Source organism: Thermochromatium tepidum ATCC 43061, from assembly GCF_009664085.1.
GTDB lineage: Bacteria > Pseudomonadota > Gammaproteobacteria > Chromatiales > Chromatiaceae > Thermochromatium > Thermochromatium tepidum.
The window spans coordinates 1786150-1805404 of sequence record NZ_CP039268.1; the positions used below are offsets into that span (position 1 = coordinate 1786150).

Here is a 19255-nt window from a genome sequence, read left to right on the forward strand (position 1 = left end):
TCGCATCGCCGGCTCTTACGCCCAGCGTCCGGCGTAGGAGCCGAGGCGTGCCACTCGGGCGTCAATCGGCCGCTTACAGCGCCTCGTCGCGCCCCCGTAACGCCTTGCGCTCGATCTTGGCACGCGACTTCATGTCTTCGATTACGTTGATGTAGGCCTGACGCCCCATGATCTGGGTGAGGATGAAGGACTCGGCCGAGAAACCATCCGTGTTGTCTTCCGCATTCACCTTGACCTCCCCGTCCTCGACCTTGCTCAGACGCACCACGACGACATCGCCATCGTCTAGGATCGCGGTTCCAACGCTAACGCCCCCAGCGGTCGGCACGGGCAGCTTGAAGGCTGCATCCAGCACACCCGCCGGCACGGCGGTGTTCTGACGATCGACCAGACCGGGGGATTCGGGCTTCAGCCCCTCGCCGATCGCCGACCAGTCTGAGCCGTCACGCAGCCTTTCAGCCAGCGCCTCGGCGGCCGACTTGGCCGCTGCGCGCGCCTGCTCATCGCGGATGGCCGCGACGATCTCATCGCGTACCTCGTCCAACGGCTTGACGGACGCCTCGCGATGTTCAGCGACGCGCAACACGATGGCCTGGAGCTGGTCGCGCTCGGGTTCGATCAGTTCGCTATTGTGGCCGCCGACCAGAACGTCCTCGCTGAAGGCAGCCGCCAGCACCTTGGGGTGTGACAGCACACCCTCGCTACCGCCCTCGCGGCCGATCCAGTCGCTATGCTGGACGGTCAGGCCCAACGCCTCGGCGGCCGGATCGAGACTGTCACGCGACTCATAGCTGATGTTGGCCAGACGCTCGGCGAGATCATAGAAGAGTCCCTCGGCACGCTGCTTGGCCAACTCGGTGCGCAGCTGCTCGCGCACCTCCTCGAACGGCTTGGTTTCCGAAGGCAAAATCTTGGTGACCTCGATCAGGTGATAACCGAAAGGGGTGCGCACAGGTTCGCTCAACTCGCCGACCTTGAGCGCGAAGGCCGCCTGATCAAAGGCCGGAACCATGATGCCGGACTCGATGACCCCCAGCGATCCACCCTTGGCGGCACTGCCCGGATCCTGCGACAGCGTCTTGGCCAGTTCCTCGAACGACTCACCGGCCTGGATCCGGGCGCGGATCGCCTGAATCTCATCGAGCACCGCCTGCGCCTTGGCTTCATCGGCCCCCTCCTCGACCTTGAGCAACAGATGACGCACCTCGCGCCGCTCGGGCTGGACGAAACGTGCCCGGTCGGACTCGTAGAGCTGGCGTAGATCCTCCTCGCTCACCTCGACCTTGGATGACAGGCTGTCGATGTCGAGCATCAGATAGTCGAGCTTGACCTGTTCCGGGGTCTGGAAACGCGCGCGATTGGAACCGTAATAGGCCGTGATGCGCGCCTCGTCGATCGGCTCCTCGCGGCGATAGTCGGCCAGCGGCAGACGTAGATAGCTGATCTCACGCCTCTGGCCCATGAGCCGCTTGTAGGCGTCCAGCTCAGCGCGCGTGACCAATTCGCTGCTAGAGACGGCGCGGATCAACTGGGTCGCGCTCATCTTCTCGCGCAACTGCGCCTCGTACATCGCTGGGGTCAGACCCTGGAAACGCAGCAGACGCTCATAGGTCTCCTTGTCGAACCGCCCTTCGCTGATAAAGGCCGGATCGGAGAGGATCTGCATCTGGACCTCTTGATCCGAGACATGCAACCCAAGACGCTTGACGACATCCGTAAGCAGCGCTTCCTGGATCAGGGTTTCGAGCACCTCGGCGCGCAGCCGCTGATCGTCAAAGGTCGCAGGATCATAGGCCGTACCCAGGCGTTTGCGCAGTTCGAAGCGCCTCTCCTGGACCCGTTGATCCAGCTCGCGCGCTGGGATCTTGACCCCATTGACGGTTGCGGCGATCGGCTCTCCGCCCATACCTAGATAGGACTGAATGCCCCAGAGGGCGAATGGAATACTGATCAGGATGACGATGGCCCAGGCGATCCAGCCTTGGGCGCGTTCACGGATGGTCTGAAGCATGGCGATTCACGAAGATCCAGTGTCCGGAAACAAAAACGGGGTATCCAGTTGCGATGGATACCCCGTTGACCGAAGTTGGCGGAGCGGACGGGGCTCGAACCCGCGACCCCCGGCGTGACAGGCCGGTATTCTAACCAACTGAACTACCGCTCCAGATCCTGGTGGGTGCTGCAGGGATCGAACCTGCGACCCTCGCCTTGTAAGGGCGATGCTCTCCCAGCTGAGCTAAGCACCCTCGTGAAGCGAGGGTGTCATTGTACCGCGTCTTTGAGCGCCTTACCAGCCTTAAACGAGGGCGTTTTCGATGCCTTGATTTCGATGGTAGCACCTGTCTGCGGATTGCGACCGGTACGGGCTGCGCGCTCTTTTAAGGAAAATGTGCCAAACCCGATCAATGATACGGTATCCCCCTCCTTCAGCGCAACAGCAATCGAATCAATGAAGGCATCTAGGGCACGGCCGGCCGCCGCCTTGGAGATGTCGGCAGCCTCGGCCATTTTTTCGATGAGTTCCGATTTATTCATAGAATTCCCCTGTAAATCCCCAGTTTTATGCCTGAAATGATCAGCGTCGAGCCGCGCCCGGTCGCCGGATATGTTGTGGTCTATCGATCGTCCGAAAGGCCCGCGCGCCCCGCGGCGGGGCGCCTCGATCGTTCAAGCATCCTAATGCGCGACGGGCGCGCGAAGCAACCATCAATTGCGCCAGACTCAGTGATGCAGCCGCGCCCCCTGGTCGCGTCCGGACTCGGCTGTCCCCTCACGCACATCGTCTGCTTCCATAATTGGTTCTTCCCCATCGATCTTGGTTTCGATGGGGGCTGGATGCTGGGTCAGGGCCAGATCGAGCACCTCGTCGATCCAGCGCACTGGATGGATCTTGAGATGCTGCTTGATGTTCTTGGGGATTTCGGTAAGGTCGCGCTCGTTTTCTAGCGGGATGATGACGGTCTCGATCCCGCCGCGATGGGCCGCGAGCAGTTTTTCTTTCAGCCCGCCGATCGGCAGTACTTCGCCGCGCAGTGTGATCTCGCCGGTCATGGCAACCGTGGAGCGCACTGGGATCTTGGTCAGGGCCGAGACCAGGGCCGTGCACATGGCCACGCCCGCGCTCGGGCCGTCCTTGGGCGTGGCGCCCTCGGGGACGTGGATATGAATGTCAAACTTATTGTGGAAGTCCGCAGATACGCCGATCGCGTTCGTGCGGGCGCGCACCACGGTCAGCGCCGCCTGGATAGACTCCTGCATGACATCGCCGAGCTGTCCCGTATAGGTGCACTTCCCCTTGCCGGGGACCAGCGCCGCCTCGATCCGCAGGAGCTCACCGCCAACCTCGGTCCAGGCCAGCCCAGTCACCTGACCGATCTGATCGTGCTCGTCGGCACGGCCATAGCGATAGCGCTGCACGCCGAGATACCTCTCCAGCGACTTGGGCGTGATCACCGTAGGCACGTCGCGCTTCTTGAGCAGGATCTCCTTCACCACCTTGCGACAGATCTTGGAGATCTCGCGCTCCAGATTACGCACGCCCGCCTCACGGGTGTAATGACGGATGATGTCGCGCAGCGCGTTTTCGCGTATCTGCAACTCGCCAATCTTGAGTCCATTGTTGCGGATCTGCTTGGGCACCAGATAGCGCTCGGCGATGGCGACCTTCTCGTCCTCGGTGTAACCCGAGAGGCGGATGACCTCCATGCGATCGAGCAACGGCGGTGGGATATTGAGCGTGTTGGCCGTGGCCACGAACATGACCTCGGACAGATCAAAGTCCACCTCCAGATAGTGATCGGCGAAGGTGTGGTTCTGTTCGGGGTCGAGCACCTCAAGCAGTGCCGAGGCTGGATCGCCGCGAAAATCCATAGCCATCTTGTCGATCTCATCGAGCAAGAACAAGGCATTGCGCGAACCGGCCTTGGACAGGTTCTGGATGATCTTCCCCGGCAGGGCGCCGATATAGGTGCGGCGATGGCCGCGGATCTCAGCCTCGTCGCGCACGCCGCCGAGCGACATGCGCACGAACTTGCGGTTGGTGGCACGCGCGATCGATTGTCCCAATGAGGTCTTGCCGACACCAGGCGGTCCAACCAGACACAGGATCGGTCCCTTGAGCTTGCGCACCCGCTGCTGTACGGCCAGATATTCGAGGATGCGTTCCTTGACCTTCTCCAGTCCGTAGTGATCCTTGTCGAGCACGGCCTCCGCAACCTTGATGTCGTTGCGGATACGGGTGCGCTTCTTCCAAGGCACGCTGACCAGGGTATCGATATAGTTGCGTACCACGGTCGCCTCGGCCGACATCGGCGACATCAGCTTGAGCTTGTTGAGTTCGCCGAGCGCCTTGTTTTTGACCTCGCGCGGCATCCCCGCGGCCTCGATGCGTCGCCCCAGATCCTCGATCTCGTTGGGCGCGTCTTCCAGCTCACCCAGCTCCTTCTGGATCGCCTTCATCTGCTCGTTGAGATAGTACTCGCGCTGATTCTTCTCCATCTGGCGCTTGACACGCCCCCGGATGCGCTTCTCCATCTGGAGGATGTCGTTCTCGGCCTCCATCAAGCCCATCAGATGCTCAAGCCGCGCCGGCACATCAATCATCTCGAGCACACGCTGCTTCTCATCGAGCTTGAGGGTCATGTGCGCGGCCATGGTGTCGGCGAGCCGTCCGGCGTCCTCGATACTGGCCAGCGAGGTCAGGACCTCGGGCGGTACCTTCTTGTTGAGTTTGACGTACTGGTCAAACAGCGCCAGGGCTGAGCGCATCAGGACCTCCTGCTCGCGCTCGTCCATCCCTAGGGTCTCGGACAGGGGGCAGATGAGTGCCGAGAAGGCCCCTTCCGTGGTCAGAAAGCGGTCGATCCGGGCACGCCGGCTACCCTCGACCAGCACCTTGACCGTGCCGTCGGGAAGCTTAAGCAGCTGGAGGATGTTGGCCAGGGTGCCGATCTCATAGAGATCCTTGACGCGCGGTTCGTCGACATCGGCGCTCTTCTGCGCAATCAGCAGGATCTGCTTGTCGGCGGCCATGGCCGCATCGAGCGCACGAATCGACTTGTCGCGCCCGACGAATAGCGGGATGACCATATGCGGATAGACGACCACATCCCGCAGCGGAAGCACAGGGACTTCCTGAGGAATGGATCGCTCACGATTGGAATCTAGGGTATTTTGAGACATGAAAACCTGTTCTCGTTAGAAGCGACGTTGCACTGGATAGGGCGCGTCAGCCGTGGGCCAGGGGTGGCTGTTACGGATCCGCGCACGGGACGACGTCGGGATGATTGAGTCTGACAACAGGATCGGGGCTTGAGACAGGCTCTTCAATGCCTGGGGCCCAGTGAGTCAATCGACCCGCCTCCTGCGATCGGGTGGATCTTGGATTTTGAAACCGCAAAGGCACCAAGGACAGCAGGCATTCGGATTGCAGATCCGGCACCACAACCGCGGCCTTGTGGCCGGAAAAATTCTTGGCGTCCTTTGTGTTCTTTGCGGTTCAAACAAACGAAACGTCTTGGTCAATCCGCTGCGACGGCCTGCTTTTCGATCCGCTCGTAGATCAGGAAGGGCTTGTTCTCACCATTGATGACCGAGGCGTCGATGACGACCTTGCTGACATGATCCATGGAGGGCAGATCGTACATGGTGTCGAGCAGCACCTGTTCCATGATGGTTCGCAGACCACGCGCGCCGGTCTTGCGCTCCATGGCCTTGCGAGCGATCTCACGCAGGGCGTCGTCGCGGATCTCAAGCTGCACACCCTCCATCTCGAACAGCCGTGCATACTGCTTGACCAGCGCGTTCTTGGGTTCGGTAAGGATACGCATCAGGGCCGCCTCGTCGAGTTCCTCTAGGGTGGCCATGACCGGTAGACGACCGACGAACTCAGGGATCAGACCATAGCGGATCAGATCCTCCGGCTCCACTGCGCTCAACAGCTCGCTGAGCTGGCGGCTGTCGTCCTTACTCTGGACCTCGGCCGAGAAGCCGATGCCGGTCTTCTTGGAGCGGTTCTGGATCACCTTGTCGAGACCCGCGAAGGCGCCGCCGACGATGAACAGGATATTGGAGGTGTCGACCTGGAGGAACTCCTGTTGCGGATGCTTGCGCCCACCCTGCGGCGGCACCGAGGCGATGGTGCCCTCGATGAGTTTGAGCAACGCCTGCTGCACGCCCTCACCTGAGACATCGCGCGTGATCGAAGGGTTGTCTGACTTACGCGAGATCTTGTCGATCTCGTCGATATAGACGATGCCGGTCTGCGCCTTCTCGACGTCATAGTCGCATTTCTGCAACAATTTCTGAATGATGTTCTCCACATCCTCGCCGACATAACCGGCCTCGGTCAGGGTGGTGGCATCGGCGATGGTGAAAGGGACATTGAGCAGGCGCGCAAGTGTCTCAGCGAGCAGGGTCTTGCCCGAGCCGGTCGGACCGATGAGCAGGATGTTGCTCTTGGCGATCTCGATGTCTTCCTTGGCCTCGGCGACCTCAAGCCGCTTGTAGTGGTTGTAGACAGCGACCGAGAGGACCTTCTTAGCCTTTTCCTGCCCGATCACGAACTCGTCGAGTTTGGCCTTGATCTCGCGCGGCTTGGGCAGATGACTGGTCGTCTCAGCAGTGTTCTCCTCCATCTCCTCACGGATGATGTCATTGCAGAGTTCGACGCATTCATCGCAGATAAACACCGAGGGACCCGCGATGAGCTTGCGCACCTCGTGCTGGCTCTTACCGCAGAAGGAACAATAGAGCAGTTTACCGTCGTCGCTCTTACTCATCGGGTGTAGATCTCCGGGGGGCTGTGAGGGATGCGACTCCTGCATTCCCGAATGAGGCGGGCTCAATCATAACCATTTGGGGGGATATGGCAAGAAACTTGGCTCTAAACCTTGATTCCGATCAACCTGGCCGGATTGAAACGCCTGGGACGTTCGGGTTCTGGAAGGTCGCCCTGCCATCGACACGAGAGGGGTCTTTCGATGCTTGTTTCAGTATTTCGGATCCTGAAGACTGGACAGCGATGTTCAAGACTTCTTGGCGGGCGCCGGACCGCGCTCGATGATGACCTGATCGATTAAGCCGTATTCACGTGCCGTCTCGCCGTCCATGAAGCGATCGCGCTCCGTATCCTCAGCAATCTTTTCAATCGGCTGACCCGTGTGATGGGACAGGATCCGATTCAGTCGATCGCGGATATAGAGGATCTCACGCGCATGGATCTCGATGTCGGTCGCTTGCCCCTGGAAGCCGCCGAGCGGCTGATGGATCATCATGCGCGAGTGCGGCAGACAAAAGCGCTTGCCCGCTGCACCACCGGCCAACAGCAGTGCGCCCATGCTCGCTGCCTGACCGATGCACATGGTGCTCACGTCGGGGCGGATGAAACGCATGGTGTCATAGATTGCCAGACCAGCCGTGACCGAACCGCCGGGCGAATTGATGTAGAGATGGATGTCTTTGTCCGGATTCTCTGACTCCAAGAACAGCAACTGCGCCACCACCAGATTCGCCATGTGGTCCTCGATCGGACCGACGAGAAAGATGACCCGTTCTTTGAGTAGACGCGAATAGATATCGAACGAGCGTTCGCCGCGCGCGGTCTGCTCGACCACGATGGGCACTAGCCCCAGACCTTGGGGCTGCCAATCGGTGCGACTTAAGGATATGCTCATGACTGGAATTGTGACTCGAATCGTTGATAAAGGCGGACCACTGGACCACGCTATCTGGTCACCACCGTCGATTGGGCGGCCTGACCAACGAACTATTGCTCGGTGAGCTGTGCAAAGGTCAGGGGTTCGTCCTCAACCCGGGCCTGCTTGAGTATCAGATCGACTACCTGATCCTCAATAACCAATGCCCGAATCGGGCCTAGACGCCCTTCATCGGCATAGTAGTAATCGATCACTTCCTGCGGGTGCTCGTAGCTCGATGCTATATGCTCGACGGTCTCGCGCACGCGCTCGGGATCGACCTTGATGTCATTGTCGCGGATGATCTGCCCCAAGATCAGGCCCAGAGCAACCCGACGCTTGGCATCAGATTCCAACCTCTCAGGCGGCAGCGACATCTGGCCGCCGCCCAGGGCCTGACGCATCTGCTTGGCCAGGGTGCGCTGCTCGCTCTCGACCAGTACCCTGGGCAGTTCGATCGGATTGGCCTCGTAGAGCATGTCCATCACACGCTCCTTGGTGCGGGCGATAAGACGCTCCTTCAACTCGCGCTCCATGTTGCGACGTACATCGGCCCTAAAACGCTCGAGGTCGCCGTCCTCGATCCCGAAGCCCTTGACGAACTCGGCGTCGAGCTCGGGCAGACGCGGTTTAGCGATCGAGTCGATGGTCACCTCGAAGCGCGCCGGCTTACCGGCCAGAGGCTTGGTCTGATGGTCCTCGGGGAAGGTCAGGTCGAGCGTGCGCGTCTCACCCGGGGTCGCGCCGATTAGCCCCTCCTCAAAACCTGGAATCAGACCCCCTGAGCCGAGTTCGAGCTTGAAATCCGTGACGGCGCTGCCTTCAAATGGCTCGCCATCGACCTTAACGACGAAGCTGACGCTCAGCTGATCGCCCTGCTGGGCCGGACGATCGACCGGCTCCCAGGTCTTGCGCTGCGCGCGTAGGCGTTGGATCATGTCGTCCAGATCGGCATCGGTGAGCTCGCATACGGGGCGCTTGATGACCCTGTCTTGCACCGAGGCGAGCCTGATCTCGGGCATGACCTCGAAGATGGCAGTATAGGCCATGCGCCCGGCGGCGATGTCAAGATCGGGTTCGATCTGCGGCAGGCCAGCTGGGATCAAGGACTCCTGTTCGAAGGCCTTATAGAGGGTCTTCTGCACCATGTCGCCGAAGACCTCCTGGTGCAGCTCGGCGTTGTAGCGTTGACGCAGCACCTTCAGCGGGACCTTACCGGGACGAAAACCCGGCAACTTGGCGTGACGCGCAAGCTGCTGCAACCGTTTCTCGACCTCGGCACCGACCTCATCAAACGGCAGATCGACCCGCATCCGTCGCTCAAGTCCCTCGCCCGCTTCAACCGACACTCGCATTGAATCTCTCCCGCGGACGCCAAGTGGTGCGCCACGCCTACCAAAATAATCTCGACGCCACCGCCCATCCACCTGGGCGGACGCCTTCAAAAGCGGTGTAGTATAGCATGAATCACGCGCTTGACAGCGGCCCTAACCGCCTCACTGCCGGCGCATCTCCCGTCCGCCGCTGGAGACTGTCATGTGCCTCCAGCGTCCAGCCGTGCTCAGATGACCTTGGAAAAGCCGATCGGCCCGGTCTTTTCCGCCAGATAGGCATCGAAGGCCATGCAGATGTTGCGCACCAGCAGCCGACCACGCGCCTGAATGCGGATCATGTCGGCATCGACCGACACCAGACCATCGTCCTCCATGACCCTGAGCTTGGCGAGGCTGTCGGCGAAGTAGTCATCGAAGACGATGCCCCACTTGGCCGCCACCGACGCCTTGTCGAGCTGGAAATGACAGATCAGCCGGGTGATGACATCGCGCCGGATCAGGTCGTCGCGGTTGAGCTCAAGCCCCCGGAAGATAGCGAGACGCCCAGCGTCGATATCGGCGTAATACTCATCGAGTTCGCGGCGGTTTTGGCCGTAGGTGTTGTCGATCATGCCGATCGAGGTCACGCCGATGCCGATCAGATCGCAGTTGGCATGGGTCGAATAGCCCTGGAAATTGCGATACAGGGTACCGGCACGCTGAGCGATGGCCAGCTCGTCGTCGGGACGGGCGAAGTGGTCCATCCCGATGAAGACATAGCCGGCCTCGGTCAGACGCGCGATGGTCGATTGCAGGATGTCCAGTTTGACTTGGGGCGGCGGCAGATCTTCTGCATTGATGCGCCGCTGCGGTTTGAAGCGCTCGGGCAGGTGGGCATAGTTGAAGATCGATAGACGCTGGGGACCGACCTCGATGACGCGGTCCAGGGTCTTCATGAAGCTCTCGACCGATTGGAACGGCAGGCCATAGATGAGATCGATACTGGTCGAGCGGAAGCCCTCGGCGAGCGCCGCCTCCAGCACCGCCATGGTCTGGGCCTCGGTCTGGAAGCGATTGACCGCCGCCTGCACCCGCTCGTCGAAGTCCTGCACACCAAGACTCATGCGATTGAAGCCGATCCGGCGCAACAGCTTGACCGTGGAGGCATCGGCCTCGCGCGGGTCGATCTCGATCGAAAACTCACCGACCTCGTCATCGGCCAGGGTAAAGTATCGGCGCGTCACCTCCATCAGCTCGACCATCTGATCATGGTTCAAAAAGGTCGGGGTACCACCGCCCCAGTGCAGCTGCTCGACGACACGGGAGCGGTCAAACAGCGCCGACTGCATCGCCAGCTCGCGATGGACGCGCTCCAGATAGGGCGGTGCGAGCGAACGATCCTTGGTCGCGATCTTGTTGCAGGCGCAATAGAAGCAAACCGTGTCGCAAAAGGGGATATGGAAATAGAGCGAGAGCGGACGGCCACTCGCGTTGCTGCGCGCACAGGCCGCCTTGTAGGCCGCCTCGTCGAAGGATTCGTCGAACTCGACCGCCGTGGGATACGAGGTATAGCGCGGACCACTCTGGTCGTAGCGACGAATCAAATCAAGATCGAAGGAAACGCCTTGCTCCACCGTTCAATCCTCCAGCCGCATCGGGCATCACTGACTCCCGCGCGGCCCATCGTGTAGGGCCTGTTCAGGCATCGTCCCCGCCGTGTCCGAATCTGGTGCGTTGACATTCGGCCGCTGCGTCGGCGGGATGTGGAAATATCTATTTCAAGAATAGAGCGCCTCCTCGATGAGCGGCTGGAATTCGAGGAGTTGCTCGCGCGTGAGCAGAAACACCCCCTCCCCACCGCGCTCGAATTCGATCCAGGTGAAGGGCAGGCCCGGCAAACGCGACTCTAGAGACGGCAGCGAATTGCCGACCTCGACGACCAGGATGCCGCGCTCGTTGAGATGAGCGGCCGCCTCGTCGAGGATCCGCAGCACAATGTCGAGCCCGTCCTCACCGCCCAGCAGACCCAGATGGGGTTCGTTGTGGTACTCGGCCGGCAGCGCCTCGAATTCGGCACGCGAGACATAGGGTGGGTTAGAGACGATCACGTCGTAACGCCGATCCCCGAGCGCGGCGAACAGATCGGACTCAAACACATGCACCCGATCACCGACGCCGTGACGCTCGACGTTGTCGCGTGCGATGACCAGGGCCTCAGGCGAGATGTCGACCAGATCGACATCGGCATCCGGCAGATAGACCGCTGTCGCGATACCGATGCAACCACTGCCGGTCCCCAGGTCCAGTACCCGGCGCACGCGATCGGCGTCGATCCAGGGATCGAATCCAGCCTCGACCAGCTCGGCGATCGGCGAGCGCGGCACCAGCACCTGTTCGTTGACCCGGAACTCCAGCCCCGCAAACCAGGCACGTCCGATCAAATAGGCCGCCGGCACGCGCTCGACAACCCGGCGCTCGATGAGCTCGCAGACGCGCACCCGCTCGGCTAGAGTGAGCCGGCAATCGCGGAAGTTCGCTGGCAGATTGGGATCAAGGTGCAGGGCGCTCAGCACCAACAGTGTCGCCTCGTCGATGGCATTGTCGGTGCCGTGCCCGAAGTGGAGGCCAGCCGCGTTGAAGCGGCTCGCGCCCCAGCGCACGAAGTCCTGAATCGAGATCAAACCGTCCGGCTGCTCTGCCATGGCGCCCATGATATCGTCAAGCTAGGATTGATAAAGGCCAAGCCGTCCGCCGATCAAGTCGGCGGGCGGCCTGGATAGAGACTAAGAAGCATACCACTGGCGGGACAGTTTTTTCAGTGCCGGAAATGGGATTAGGCCGCGCGCCGCTGTTTTTCGGGTTCGAGCGTGGCGCACGACGCGGCGGATTCAAGCTTGGGATGCCCGCCCCGCTCAACCAGATCCTGAAGCGAGATGTTGCTCAGAAAATTGAAGATCTCGTCGCTCAGCTGGTCCCAGAGATGGTGGGTCAGACAGCGCTGGCCTTCATGGCAGTTCTGGCGCCCACCGCAACGCGTCAGCTCCACCCACTCGTCGACAGCGCAGATGATGTTGGCGATCGAGATCTCGCTCGGCGCGCGACCCAGATAATAGCCTCCGCCCGGGCCGCGCACGCCGCGCACCAGCTTCTTGGCGCGCAGGGCGGCAAACAGTTGTTCCAGATAGGACAGCGAGATGCCTTGGCTGGATGAGATGTCTGCCAGCGTCACAGGTCCTTGGCCGGCGTGCAGGGCCAGGTCGAGCATGGCGGTCACAGCGTATCTGCCTTTGGTCGATAGTCTCATGGTAGTCAGGCCTACTTGGGGGATGAGAATTGTCACTAGACTAAATTAGTCAACAATTCCCTTATTTCAAGCATGGCTCGTTCATGAGTCGATCAGGGTGGCTACGAAGACTGGGCGAGACAAGCCGGCGACGCACCGGCGACTGGCGATCGCTGTCCATCAATCGGGCTCTGATTGGGCGCGAAACCATGCCCCTGACGCAGACAGAACATCAGCCATTTGGACAGGAACAGATTGGCCCGCCATTTGTCGGCCAGGGCTGGATGGGCATATCTGGTACGCAACGGCAGGATGGATTGGCGTAGCTCCAGCACCTCGACCTGACGGGCGTCGTAGTAGACGCGCAGTCGGGCGTCTGGGTCGAAATGGGTCTCCCGTGTCTCTGCATCCGTGAAACGATGGGTCAGATGCACCAGCGTGGTGTAGCGTGCCTGTTGCTCGATCCCAAGATGCAGATCGACAACCCCCGGACGTCGTGAGAGATACTGTCCGTTCGGATAGGTGTTCAATCCAGGTGCCAGACGTCGCAGCAGGACGAAATTTTCCTCGCACAGGCTCATCAGGGCACCAATATCCGGATGACCCATGATCAGCTTCAGGAAAAAGGCGCGGTCGGGTCTGAATTGCATCGATAGCGAGCACGATGCGATCGTCTGGACGGTTTGAGGAGTCAACGGCCTCACACCTTGGGCGTTAATCGTTCAGGCCCGAGCGCTCGACTGTTCCTCGATCTTGCGCCGCACCTCGTCCATGTCGAGTTCACTGGCCTTGGTAAGCAAGGCACGGAAGGAACCCTCGGGCAGCGCGCCGGCCTGCGCGAAGATGATGATCTGGTCGCGGAAGATCATCAGGGTCGGAATGGAACGAATCTGGAAATGGGCTGCAATCCCCTGCTCTTCCTCAGTGTTGATCTTGGCAAAGACGATGTTCGGGAAGTCTTCCGAGACCTTCTCATAGACGGGCGCGAAGGAACGGCAGGGGCCGCACCAGGGCGCCCAAAAGTCGATGACCACGAAGGCATTGTTTTGGATGGTTGATTCGAAATTGGCGGTATTGAGTTCGACGACGGCCATTGGGAGCCTCGGCTTGGGGTGAAAAGTGAATTTGATACTAACAGATAGAGCGGCTCCCGTGGCCCGACACCCGGGGTCGGGATTGGAAACACGGAAGGGAAAAGGCGCTCAGGCATTCTCAGAGCGCCTGGAGTCCGGCGATGATCTGGTCGCGGATGTCCTCGACCTTCCCGATGCCGTGGATCTTGAGATAGCGTGGGGCACCCTCTCCACCCCGTTCGGCCCAGGCAGAATAATAACCGATCAGCGGCTCGGTCTGATCATGATAGACCCGAAGACGCGCCCTGACGGTCTCTTCGCGATCGTCGTCACGCTGGATCAAAGGCTCGCCGGTCTCGTCGTCGAGGCCCTCGACCTTGGGTGGATTGAAGACGACATGATAGGTGCGACCCGAGGCCAGGTGCACGCGCCGACCAGACATACGCTTGATGATCTCATCGTCCGGCACCTCGATCTCGACCACGGCGTCGATAAAGATTCCGGCCTCCTTGAGCGCCTCGGCCTGGGCCAGGGTCCGCGGAAAGCCGTCGAACAGGAACCCCTTGGCACAATCGGGCTCGGCGATACGCTCCTTGACCATGCCGAGGATGATGTCGTCTGAGACCAGACCGCCCTCGTCCATGATCTTCCTGGCGGCCTGACCCAGTTCGGTACCCTGCTTGACGTGCGCGCGCAGCATGTCGCCGGTCGAGATCTGTGGGATATCGAAATGCGCCCTGATGAAGCCGGCCTGGGTGCCCTTACCCGCGCCTGGACCGCCGAGCAGGATGATTCGCATACTGAGATCTCCTTAACTGGAACAGTTAGGAAAGCACTGAATAGCTCCCCTCTGGGAGAGGGTCGGGGAGAGGGAAATAAGCACATGACTTCATTGCCCCCCTCACCCTGCCCTCTCCCCCGCCGACCCGCAGGGGAGAGGGGATTGAATCAGCGTTTCCTTAGGTTATTGGATGAACAATCCACATCAGATGCAGTATGCCACGCCCGCCGGCGGGGCGACTACTCGAAGCAGCCGAATATTAGGCTTCCTTGGGTCGATCGCTGAATGTGGTGTGTCTCGATGGCTGAGCCAGACGGCGACGAACACCCAGGTCGTCCTCGGATGTCCAGCCTGGTCATGGGATCAGCCGCCGGCCAGCATCATGTTGAGCATCAGCTTGTTGAGACGCCCAACAAAGGCCGCCGGATCCTCGAGCTGACCGCCCTCGGCCAACTGCGCCTGATCGAACAGGATCGAGGCCAGGTCATTAAAGCGCCCCTCATCCGACTCGGACTCCAGACGCCGCACCAGCGGATGTTCCAGATTGATCTCCAAGATCGGCTTGGTCTCAGGCGCACTCTGACCCACGGCCTTGAGCACGCGTGCCAGGTTGGTGCTCATGTCGTCGGCGCCGACCACCAAACAGGCCGGCGACTCGACCAGACGGGTACTGGGGCGTACCTCCTTGACCCGTTCGCCGAGCGCGGTCTTCAGACGTTCCAGGAGCGGCCTGTGCTCGGTTGCGGCCCGCTCCTGGACCGCCTTCTCCTCCTTGTCGGCCAGCTCGCCCAGGTCCAGATCCCCCTTGGCGACCGACTGGAGCTGTTTGCCCTTGTACTCGTAGAGATGGCTGACCAGCCACTCATCGACCCGATCGGAGAGCAGCAACACCTCGATCCCCTTCTTGCGGAAGACCTCCAGATGGGGGCTATGACGCGCTGCCGCCGGGCTGTCGGCGGTGATGTAGTAGATCTTGTCCTGGCCTTCCTTCATGCGCTCGAGATAGGCATCGAGCGATTCGCGTTGCGCGCTGCCCTCGCTATGGGTAGTCGAGAAGCGCAAGAGCCCGGCGATGCGTTCTTTGTTGGCGAAGTCCTCGGCCGGGCCTTCCTTCAGCACCTTGCCGAACTCGTCCCAGAAGGTCGCGTACTTCTCGGGCTCGTCCTTGGCCAGGGTCTCGAGCAGACCCAGGATACGCTTGGTGTTGGCCTGACGGATGGTGTCGATCTTGCGGTTGTGCTGGAGGATCTCGCGCGAGACGTTCAGGGGCAGGTCATCGGCATCGACGATCCCCTTGACGAAGCGCAGATAGTGCGGCATCAGCTTGTCGGCCTCGTCCATGATGAAGACGCGACGCACATAGAGCTTGACGCCGTGCCTTTGGTCGCGATCCCACAGATCCCAGGGGGCCTTGCTGGGGATATAGAGGAGCGCGGTGTATTCGTTGGTGCCCTCGACCCGGTTGTGGACATAGGCCAGCGGCGGCTGAAAGTCATGGGCGATGTGCTTGTAGAACGCGTGATACTCCTCCTCGGTGATCTCCGACTTGTTGCGCATCCAGAGCGCCGTGCCACGATTGACCTGCTCGAACTCGGGCGGCGCGCCCTTCCTTTTCTCGGCCTCCTCGCCGTAGTACTCCTTGGCCATCTCGATCGGGATGGCGATATGGTCGGAGAACTTACTGATGATCGAGCGCAGCCGCCAAGGTTCCAGGAACTCCTTCTCGTCTTCCTTGAGATGCAGGATGACGTCGGTCCCGCGACCGGCCTTCTCGACCGTTTCGAGCGTGTAGCTGCCGCGTCCGTCGGACTCCCAGCGCACACCATGTTCGGCACCGAGTCCGGCACGACGTGAAACCAGCGTCACCTTATCGGCGACGATAAAGGCCGAATAGAAGCCGACACCGAATTGGCCGATGAGCGCGCTGTCCTTGGCCTGATCGCCCGACAGGCTCTCGATGAAGCGGCGGGTGCCGGAACTCGCAATGCTGCCGATGGTCTCGATCACCTCGTTGCGGCTCAGCCCGATGCCGTTGTCCGAGACGGTGATGGTACCGGCATCACGATCGACCAGGATCCGGATGCGCAGGTCCGAGTCGCCCTCGTAGAGCCCATCGTCGCTTAAGGCCTCGAACCGGAGCTTTTCGGCTGCATCCGAGGCATTGGAGACCAGTTCGCGCAGAAAGATCTCCTTGTTCGAGTAAAGCGAGCGGATCACCAGATCCAGCACCTGGCTCACCTCGGCCTTGAACTCTAGTGTTTCCTTATGCGCTTCGACTGTCATCTTTGGATACTTACCTTGCTGTGAATGGAGGAAATGTTAGGAGATGGGCGCGAATTGTCGCGCGCTGCTTAGTGTCGCCTAGGGCCGGGGGATACAATGCTCGCTGACGTCGGCATCGCCCCGTTCTCCTCGCGGCCGTCCCGCCGCTGCGCGCTGGCCGCTCAGTGAAGTCGATTTAACCACAATTCAAGGGTTTGAAGATGGAAACGCTCCGCATCGCCACCACGCCATTCGAGGGTCAGCGTCCCGGAACCTCGGGGTTGCGCAAGAAGGTCAGGGTCTTCCAACAGCCAGGCTATCTGGAGAACTTCGTCCAGTCGATCTTTGACACCCAGCCCGAACTCCAGGGCGGTACACTGGTCATCGGTGGCGATGGGCGCTATTTCAATCGCGAGTCGATCCAGGTCATCCTGCGACTGGCCGCGGCCAATGGGGTGCGGCGGCTCATCGTTGGGCGCGGGGGGCTGTTCTCGACCCCGGCCGTCTCCTGTGTGATCCGCAAATACAAGGCCCAAGGCGGCATCGTGCTCTCGGCCAGCCACAACCCTGGTGGCCCCGACCAAGACTTCGGCATCAAGTTCAATGCGGCCAACGGCGGACCTGCACCTGAATCGGTGACCGAGGCGATCTTCGAACGGACGAAGACCATCGACCGCTATCTGACGCTCGACACCCCGCCGCTCGATCTCGACCGGCTCGATACCTTCACACTCGGCGCGACCAAGATCGAGATCATCGACCCGGTGCGCGACTACGCCGACCTGATGGAGACCCTGTTCGACTTCGATGCCATCCATCAGCTCTTCAACTCCGGCCACTTCCGGATGCGTTTCGACGCCATGCACGCCATCACCGGCCCCTATGCGCTCGAGATCCTGGAGAACCGGCTCGGCGCGACACCCGGCACCGTGATGAATGGCGTGCCGCTGGAAGACTTCGGCGGCGGTCATCCCGACCCTAACCTTGCCCATGCCCAGGAACTAGTCGCCCTAACCAAGGGGTCAGACGGACTCGACTTCGGTGCAGCCTCCGATGGCGACGGCGATCGTAATATGATCCTCGGGCGCGACTGCTTCGTCACCCCGAGCGACAGTCTCGCCATCCTTGCCGCCAATGCCCATCTGCTGCCGGGCTATCGGCAGGGCATCCGCGGGATCGCACGCTCGATGCCGACCAGTCAAGCGGCCAATCGGGTCGCGGACTTCTTGGGGATCGAGTGCTTCGAGACGCCCACCGGTTGGAAGTTCTTCGGCAATCTGCTCGATGCCGGACGCATCACGCTCTGCGGCGAGGAGAGCTTTGGCACCGGCTCGGACCATGTGCGCGAGAAGGACGGGCTGTGGGCGGTGCTGTTCTGGCTCAATCTGGTGGCGGTGCGGCAACAGTCGGTCGCCGAGATCCTCACCGACCACTGGCGTCGGTTCGGGCGGAACTTCTACACCCGGCACGACTATGAAGGCGTGGATCTAGAGGCCGCCGAGGGCCTGGTCGACCATCTGCGCCGTCTGCTGCCCGAGCTACCAGGACGTCGACTCGGCGCAGAGACCGTGAGCTATGCCGATGATTTTGCCTATACCGACCCCATCGACGGAAGCCTCTCCGAGCGTCAGGGTATCCGCATCGGCTTTGCGAGCGGCGCGCGCATCGTCTATCGGCTCTCGGGCACCGGTACCTCCGGGGCCACGCTACGGGTCTATCTCGAATATTTTGAGCCGGACCCCGCGCGGCACCACACCGACACCCAAGAGGCGATGCGTCCGCTCATCCTCATCGCGCGCGAACTGGCCCAGATCGAGACCCGCACCGGACGCACCACGCCGGATGTCGTGACCTAATGGAGCCTGACCTCTTGAAATATGGGACAAAAGAAACGCACCCGAATGAAAGCGGTTGGGCTGACCCGATAAAAATATTTGTTGGACCCATTGCAATCGCCGAAAATCATCTAAACTTTCAGCCATCGTCACAGATGGGACTCTGGCAACACACCAATACTCCCTGGCAAGCGCCAGGTCACGTTGTCCTCCTCGTCTCTCTTCTACGAGAGACCTTTCGACCCGGCGCACCCCGCCGGGTTTTTTTGATGTTCCGCCCCCATCATGGCAGGCATGAGCCCCGATACCCCAAGGACAATCGACCCGGAACCATTTGATCATGACCCTATCCACGACTTGGACGACCCGCGTCTGGCTCGGCGCCGTCCTGCTGCTTTCAGGAGCCCTTGCAATGGCCACTGAGGAACCACGCTATCAAACACTTCAGACGACCGCAGACTATGAGCTGCGCCGCTACGAACCCTATCGGGTCGCCGAGGTCGAGGTGCGGGGCGACTTCGAGAAGGTCGGATCAGAAGCCTTCAGGATCCTGGCCGGCTACATCTTCGGCGACAACCAGGGTGGGCTCAAGATCGAGATGACCGCCCCGGTCAGCCAGCGTCCGGCCGCGGTCGGCACGCGCCTGGAGATGACAGCCCCTGTTACCCAGCACCAGACCGAGGCCGGCACCGAAACCTACGTCGTGAGTTTCGTGATGCCGGAGCGTTTCAGCCTGGAGACACTGCCCCGGCCTAACAACCCGCGTATCGTGCTGCGCGTGGAACCAGCAAGCCGTGTGGCCGCGCGCCGCTATTCCGGTTCCTGGAGCGAGGCACGCTATCGTGATGAGGAGCGGCGTTTGCTGCATGCCTTGCAACGCGATGGACTAAAGCCGCGCGGCGCTTCGGTCTATGCACGCTACAATTCTCCGTTCTCGTTGCCGATGTTTCGACGCAACGAGATCCTCGTCCCACTGGCCGATTGATCGCGAATTGATCGCGAACGCTGTCCGGA

15 protein-coding genes and 2 tRNA genes are annotated in these 19255 nt (G+C 61.0%); 2 read left to right on the forward strand and 15 right to left on the reverse strand.

What is annotated here, in order from left to right:
* Window positions 1-73 precede the first annotated feature (73 nt).
* From E6P07_RS08085 to htpG, 15 genes are all read right to left on the reverse strand, one after another.
* Complete coding sequence (locus tag E6P07_RS08085) at window positions 74-2011, reverse strand: SurA N-terminal domain-containing protein (protein ID WP_153975138.1); 1938 nt, start codon at window positions 2009-2011, stop codon at window positions 74-76.
* Window positions 2012-2087: 76 nt separating this feature from the next.
* Window positions 2088-2164 (reverse strand) — tRNA-Asp (locus E6P07_RS08090).
* 6 nt (window positions 2165-2170) lie between these two features.
* Window positions 2171-2246 (reverse strand) — tRNA-Val (locus E6P07_RS08095).
* Window positions 2247-2262: 16 nt separating this feature from the next.
* Window positions 2263-2535 (reverse strand): HU family DNA-binding protein, encoded by a 273-nt coding sequence (locus E6P07_RS08100; protein ID WP_153975139.1) that lies wholly within the window; start codon window positions 2533-2535, stop codon window positions 2263-2265.
* Window positions 2536-2721: 186 nt separating this feature from the next.
* Window positions 2722-5181, reverse strand: coding sequence for an endopeptidase La (lon, locus tag E6P07_RS08105; RefSeq protein ID WP_153975140.1), 2460 nt, complete (start codon window positions 5179-5181; stop codon window positions 2722-2724).
* 338 nt (window positions 5182-5519) lie between these two features.
* Window positions 5520-6779, reverse strand: a complete 1260-nt coding sequence (clpX, locus tag E6P07_RS08110) for an ATP-dependent Clp protease ATP-binding subunit ClpX (protein ID WP_153975141.1) — start codon at window positions 6777-6779, stop codon at window positions 5520-5522.
* A 246-nt stretch (window positions 6780-7025) separates the two neighbouring features.
* Entirely contained in the window at window positions 7026-7673 is a 648-nt protein-coding gene (clpP, locus tag E6P07_RS08115; protein WP_153975142.1) for an ATP-dependent Clp endopeptidase proteolytic subunit ClpP, read from the reverse strand.
* A 92-nt stretch (window positions 7674-7765) separates the two neighbouring features.
* Window positions 7766-9049 (reverse strand): trigger factor, encoded by a 1284-nt coding sequence (gene tig / locus E6P07_RS08120; RefSeq protein ID WP_153975143.1) that lies wholly within the window; start codon window positions 9047-9049, stop codon window positions 7766-7768.
* Between the two features lie 206 nt (window positions 9050-9255).
* Window positions 9256-10641, reverse strand: coding sequence for an oxygen-independent coproporphyrinogen III oxidase (gene hemN, locus E6P07_RS08125; protein WP_153975144.1), 1386 nt, complete (start codon window positions 10639-10641; stop codon window positions 9256-9258).
* Window positions 10642-10785: 144 nt separating this feature from the next.
* Window positions 10786-11709 (reverse strand): 50S ribosomal protein L3 N(5)-glutamine methyltransferase, encoded by a 924-nt coding sequence (prmB, locus tag E6P07_RS08130; RefSeq protein ID WP_153975145.1) that lies wholly within the window; start codon window positions 11707-11709, stop codon window positions 10786-10788.
* Between the two features lie 131 nt (window positions 11710-11840).
* Entirely contained in the window at window positions 11841-12311 is a 471-nt protein-coding gene (locus E6P07_RS08135; RefSeq protein WP_153975146.1) for an Rrf2 family transcriptional regulator, read from the reverse strand.
* A 101-nt stretch (window positions 12312-12412) separates the two neighbouring features.
* Window positions 12413-12940 (reverse strand): DUF1249 domain-containing protein, encoded by a 528-nt coding sequence (locus tag E6P07_RS08140; RefSeq protein WP_153975147.1) that lies wholly within the window; start codon window positions 12938-12940, stop codon window positions 12413-12415.
* A 72-nt stretch (window positions 12941-13012) separates the two neighbouring features.
* Window positions 13013-13384: a thioredoxin gene (trxA, locus tag E6P07_RS08145; protein ID WP_153975148.1), complete on the reverse strand. Its 372-nt coding sequence runs from the start codon at window positions 13382-13384 to the stop codon at window positions 13013-13015.
* 118 nt (window positions 13385-13502) lie between these two features.
* Entirely contained in the window at window positions 13503-14162 is a 660-nt protein-coding gene (gene adk / locus E6P07_RS08150) for an adenylate kinase (RefSeq protein WP_153975149.1), read from the reverse strand.
* A gap of 345 nt (window positions 14163-14507) precedes the next feature.
* The gene (gene htpG / locus E6P07_RS08155; protein WP_153975150.1) at window positions 14508-16427 is read right to left on the reverse strand and encodes a molecular chaperone HtpG; all 1920 of its coding nucleotides are present in this window, start codon (window positions 16425-16427) and stop codon (window positions 14508-14510) included.
* A 200-nt stretch (window positions 16428-16627) separates the two neighbouring features.
* On the opposite strand from htpG, the gene E6P07_RS08160 reads away from it, so the two are divergent.
* Window positions 16628-18262, forward strand: coding sequence for an alpha-D-glucose phosphate-specific phosphoglucomutase (locus E6P07_RS08160; RefSeq protein WP_153975151.1), 1635 nt, complete (start codon window positions 16628-16630; stop codon window positions 18260-18262).
* Between the two features lie 391 nt (window positions 18263-18653).
* Complete coding sequence (locus E6P07_RS08165) at window positions 18654-19226, forward strand: SOUL family heme-binding protein (RefSeq protein WP_246172790.1); 573 nt, start codon at window positions 18654-18656, stop codon at window positions 19224-19226.
* Window positions 19227-19255: the final 29 nt, after the last annotated feature.

Bases quoted from the DNA above. Each gene is read 5' to 3' on its own strand.
- E6P07_RS08085 (WP_153975138.1), bottom strand. From the start codon at position 2,011: ATGCTTCAGACCATCCGTGAACGCGCCCAAGGCTGGATCGCCTGGGCC.
- E6P07_RS08100 (WP_153975139.1), bottom strand. From the start codon at position 2,535: ATGAATAAATCGGAACTCATCGAAAAAATGGCCGAGGCTGCCGACATC.
- lon (WP_153975140.1), bottom strand. From the start codon at position 5,181: ATGTCTCAAAATACCCTAGATTCCAATCGTGAGCGATCCATTCCTCAG.
- clpX (WP_153975141.1), bottom strand. From the start codon at position 6,779: ATGAGTAAGAGCGACGACGGTAAACTGCTCTATTGTTCCTTCTGCGGT.
- clpP (WP_153975142.1), bottom strand. From the start codon at position 7,673: ATGAGCATATCCTTAAGTCGCACCGATTGGCAGCCCCAAGGTCTGGGG.
- tig (WP_153975143.1), bottom strand. From the start codon at position 9,049: ATGCGAGTGTCGGTTGAAGCGGGCGAGGGACTTGAGCGACGGATGCGG.
- prmB (WP_153975145.1), bottom strand. From the start codon at position 11,709: ATGGCAGAGCAGCCGGACGGTTTGATCTCGATTCAGGACTTCGTGCGC.
- E6P07_RS08135 (WP_153975146.1), bottom strand. From the start codon at position 12,311: ATGAGACTATCGACCAAAGGCAGATACGCTGTGACCGCCATGCTCGAC.
- E6P07_RS08140 (WP_153975147.1), bottom strand. From the start codon at position 12,940: ATGCAATTCAGACCCGACCGCGCCTTTTTCCTGAAGCTGATCATGGGT.
- trxA (WP_153975148.1), bottom strand. From the start codon at position 13,384: ATGGCCGTCGTCGAACTCAATACCGCCAATTTCGAATCAACCATCCAA.
- adk (WP_153975149.1), bottom strand. From the start codon at position 14,162: ATGCGAATCATCCTGCTCGGCGGTCCAGGCGCGGGTAAGGGCACCCAG.
- htpG (WP_153975150.1), bottom strand. From the start codon at position 16,427: ATGACAGTCGAAGCGCATAAGGAAACACTAGAGTTCAAGGCCGAGGTG.
- E6P07_RS08160 (WP_153975151.1), top strand. From the start codon at position 16,628: ATGGAAACGCTCCGCATCGCCACCACGCCATTCGAGGGTCAGCGTCCC.
- E6P07_RS08165 (WP_246172790.1), top strand. From the start codon at position 18,654: ATGGCCACTGAGGAACCACGCTATCAAACACTTCAGACGACCGCAGAC.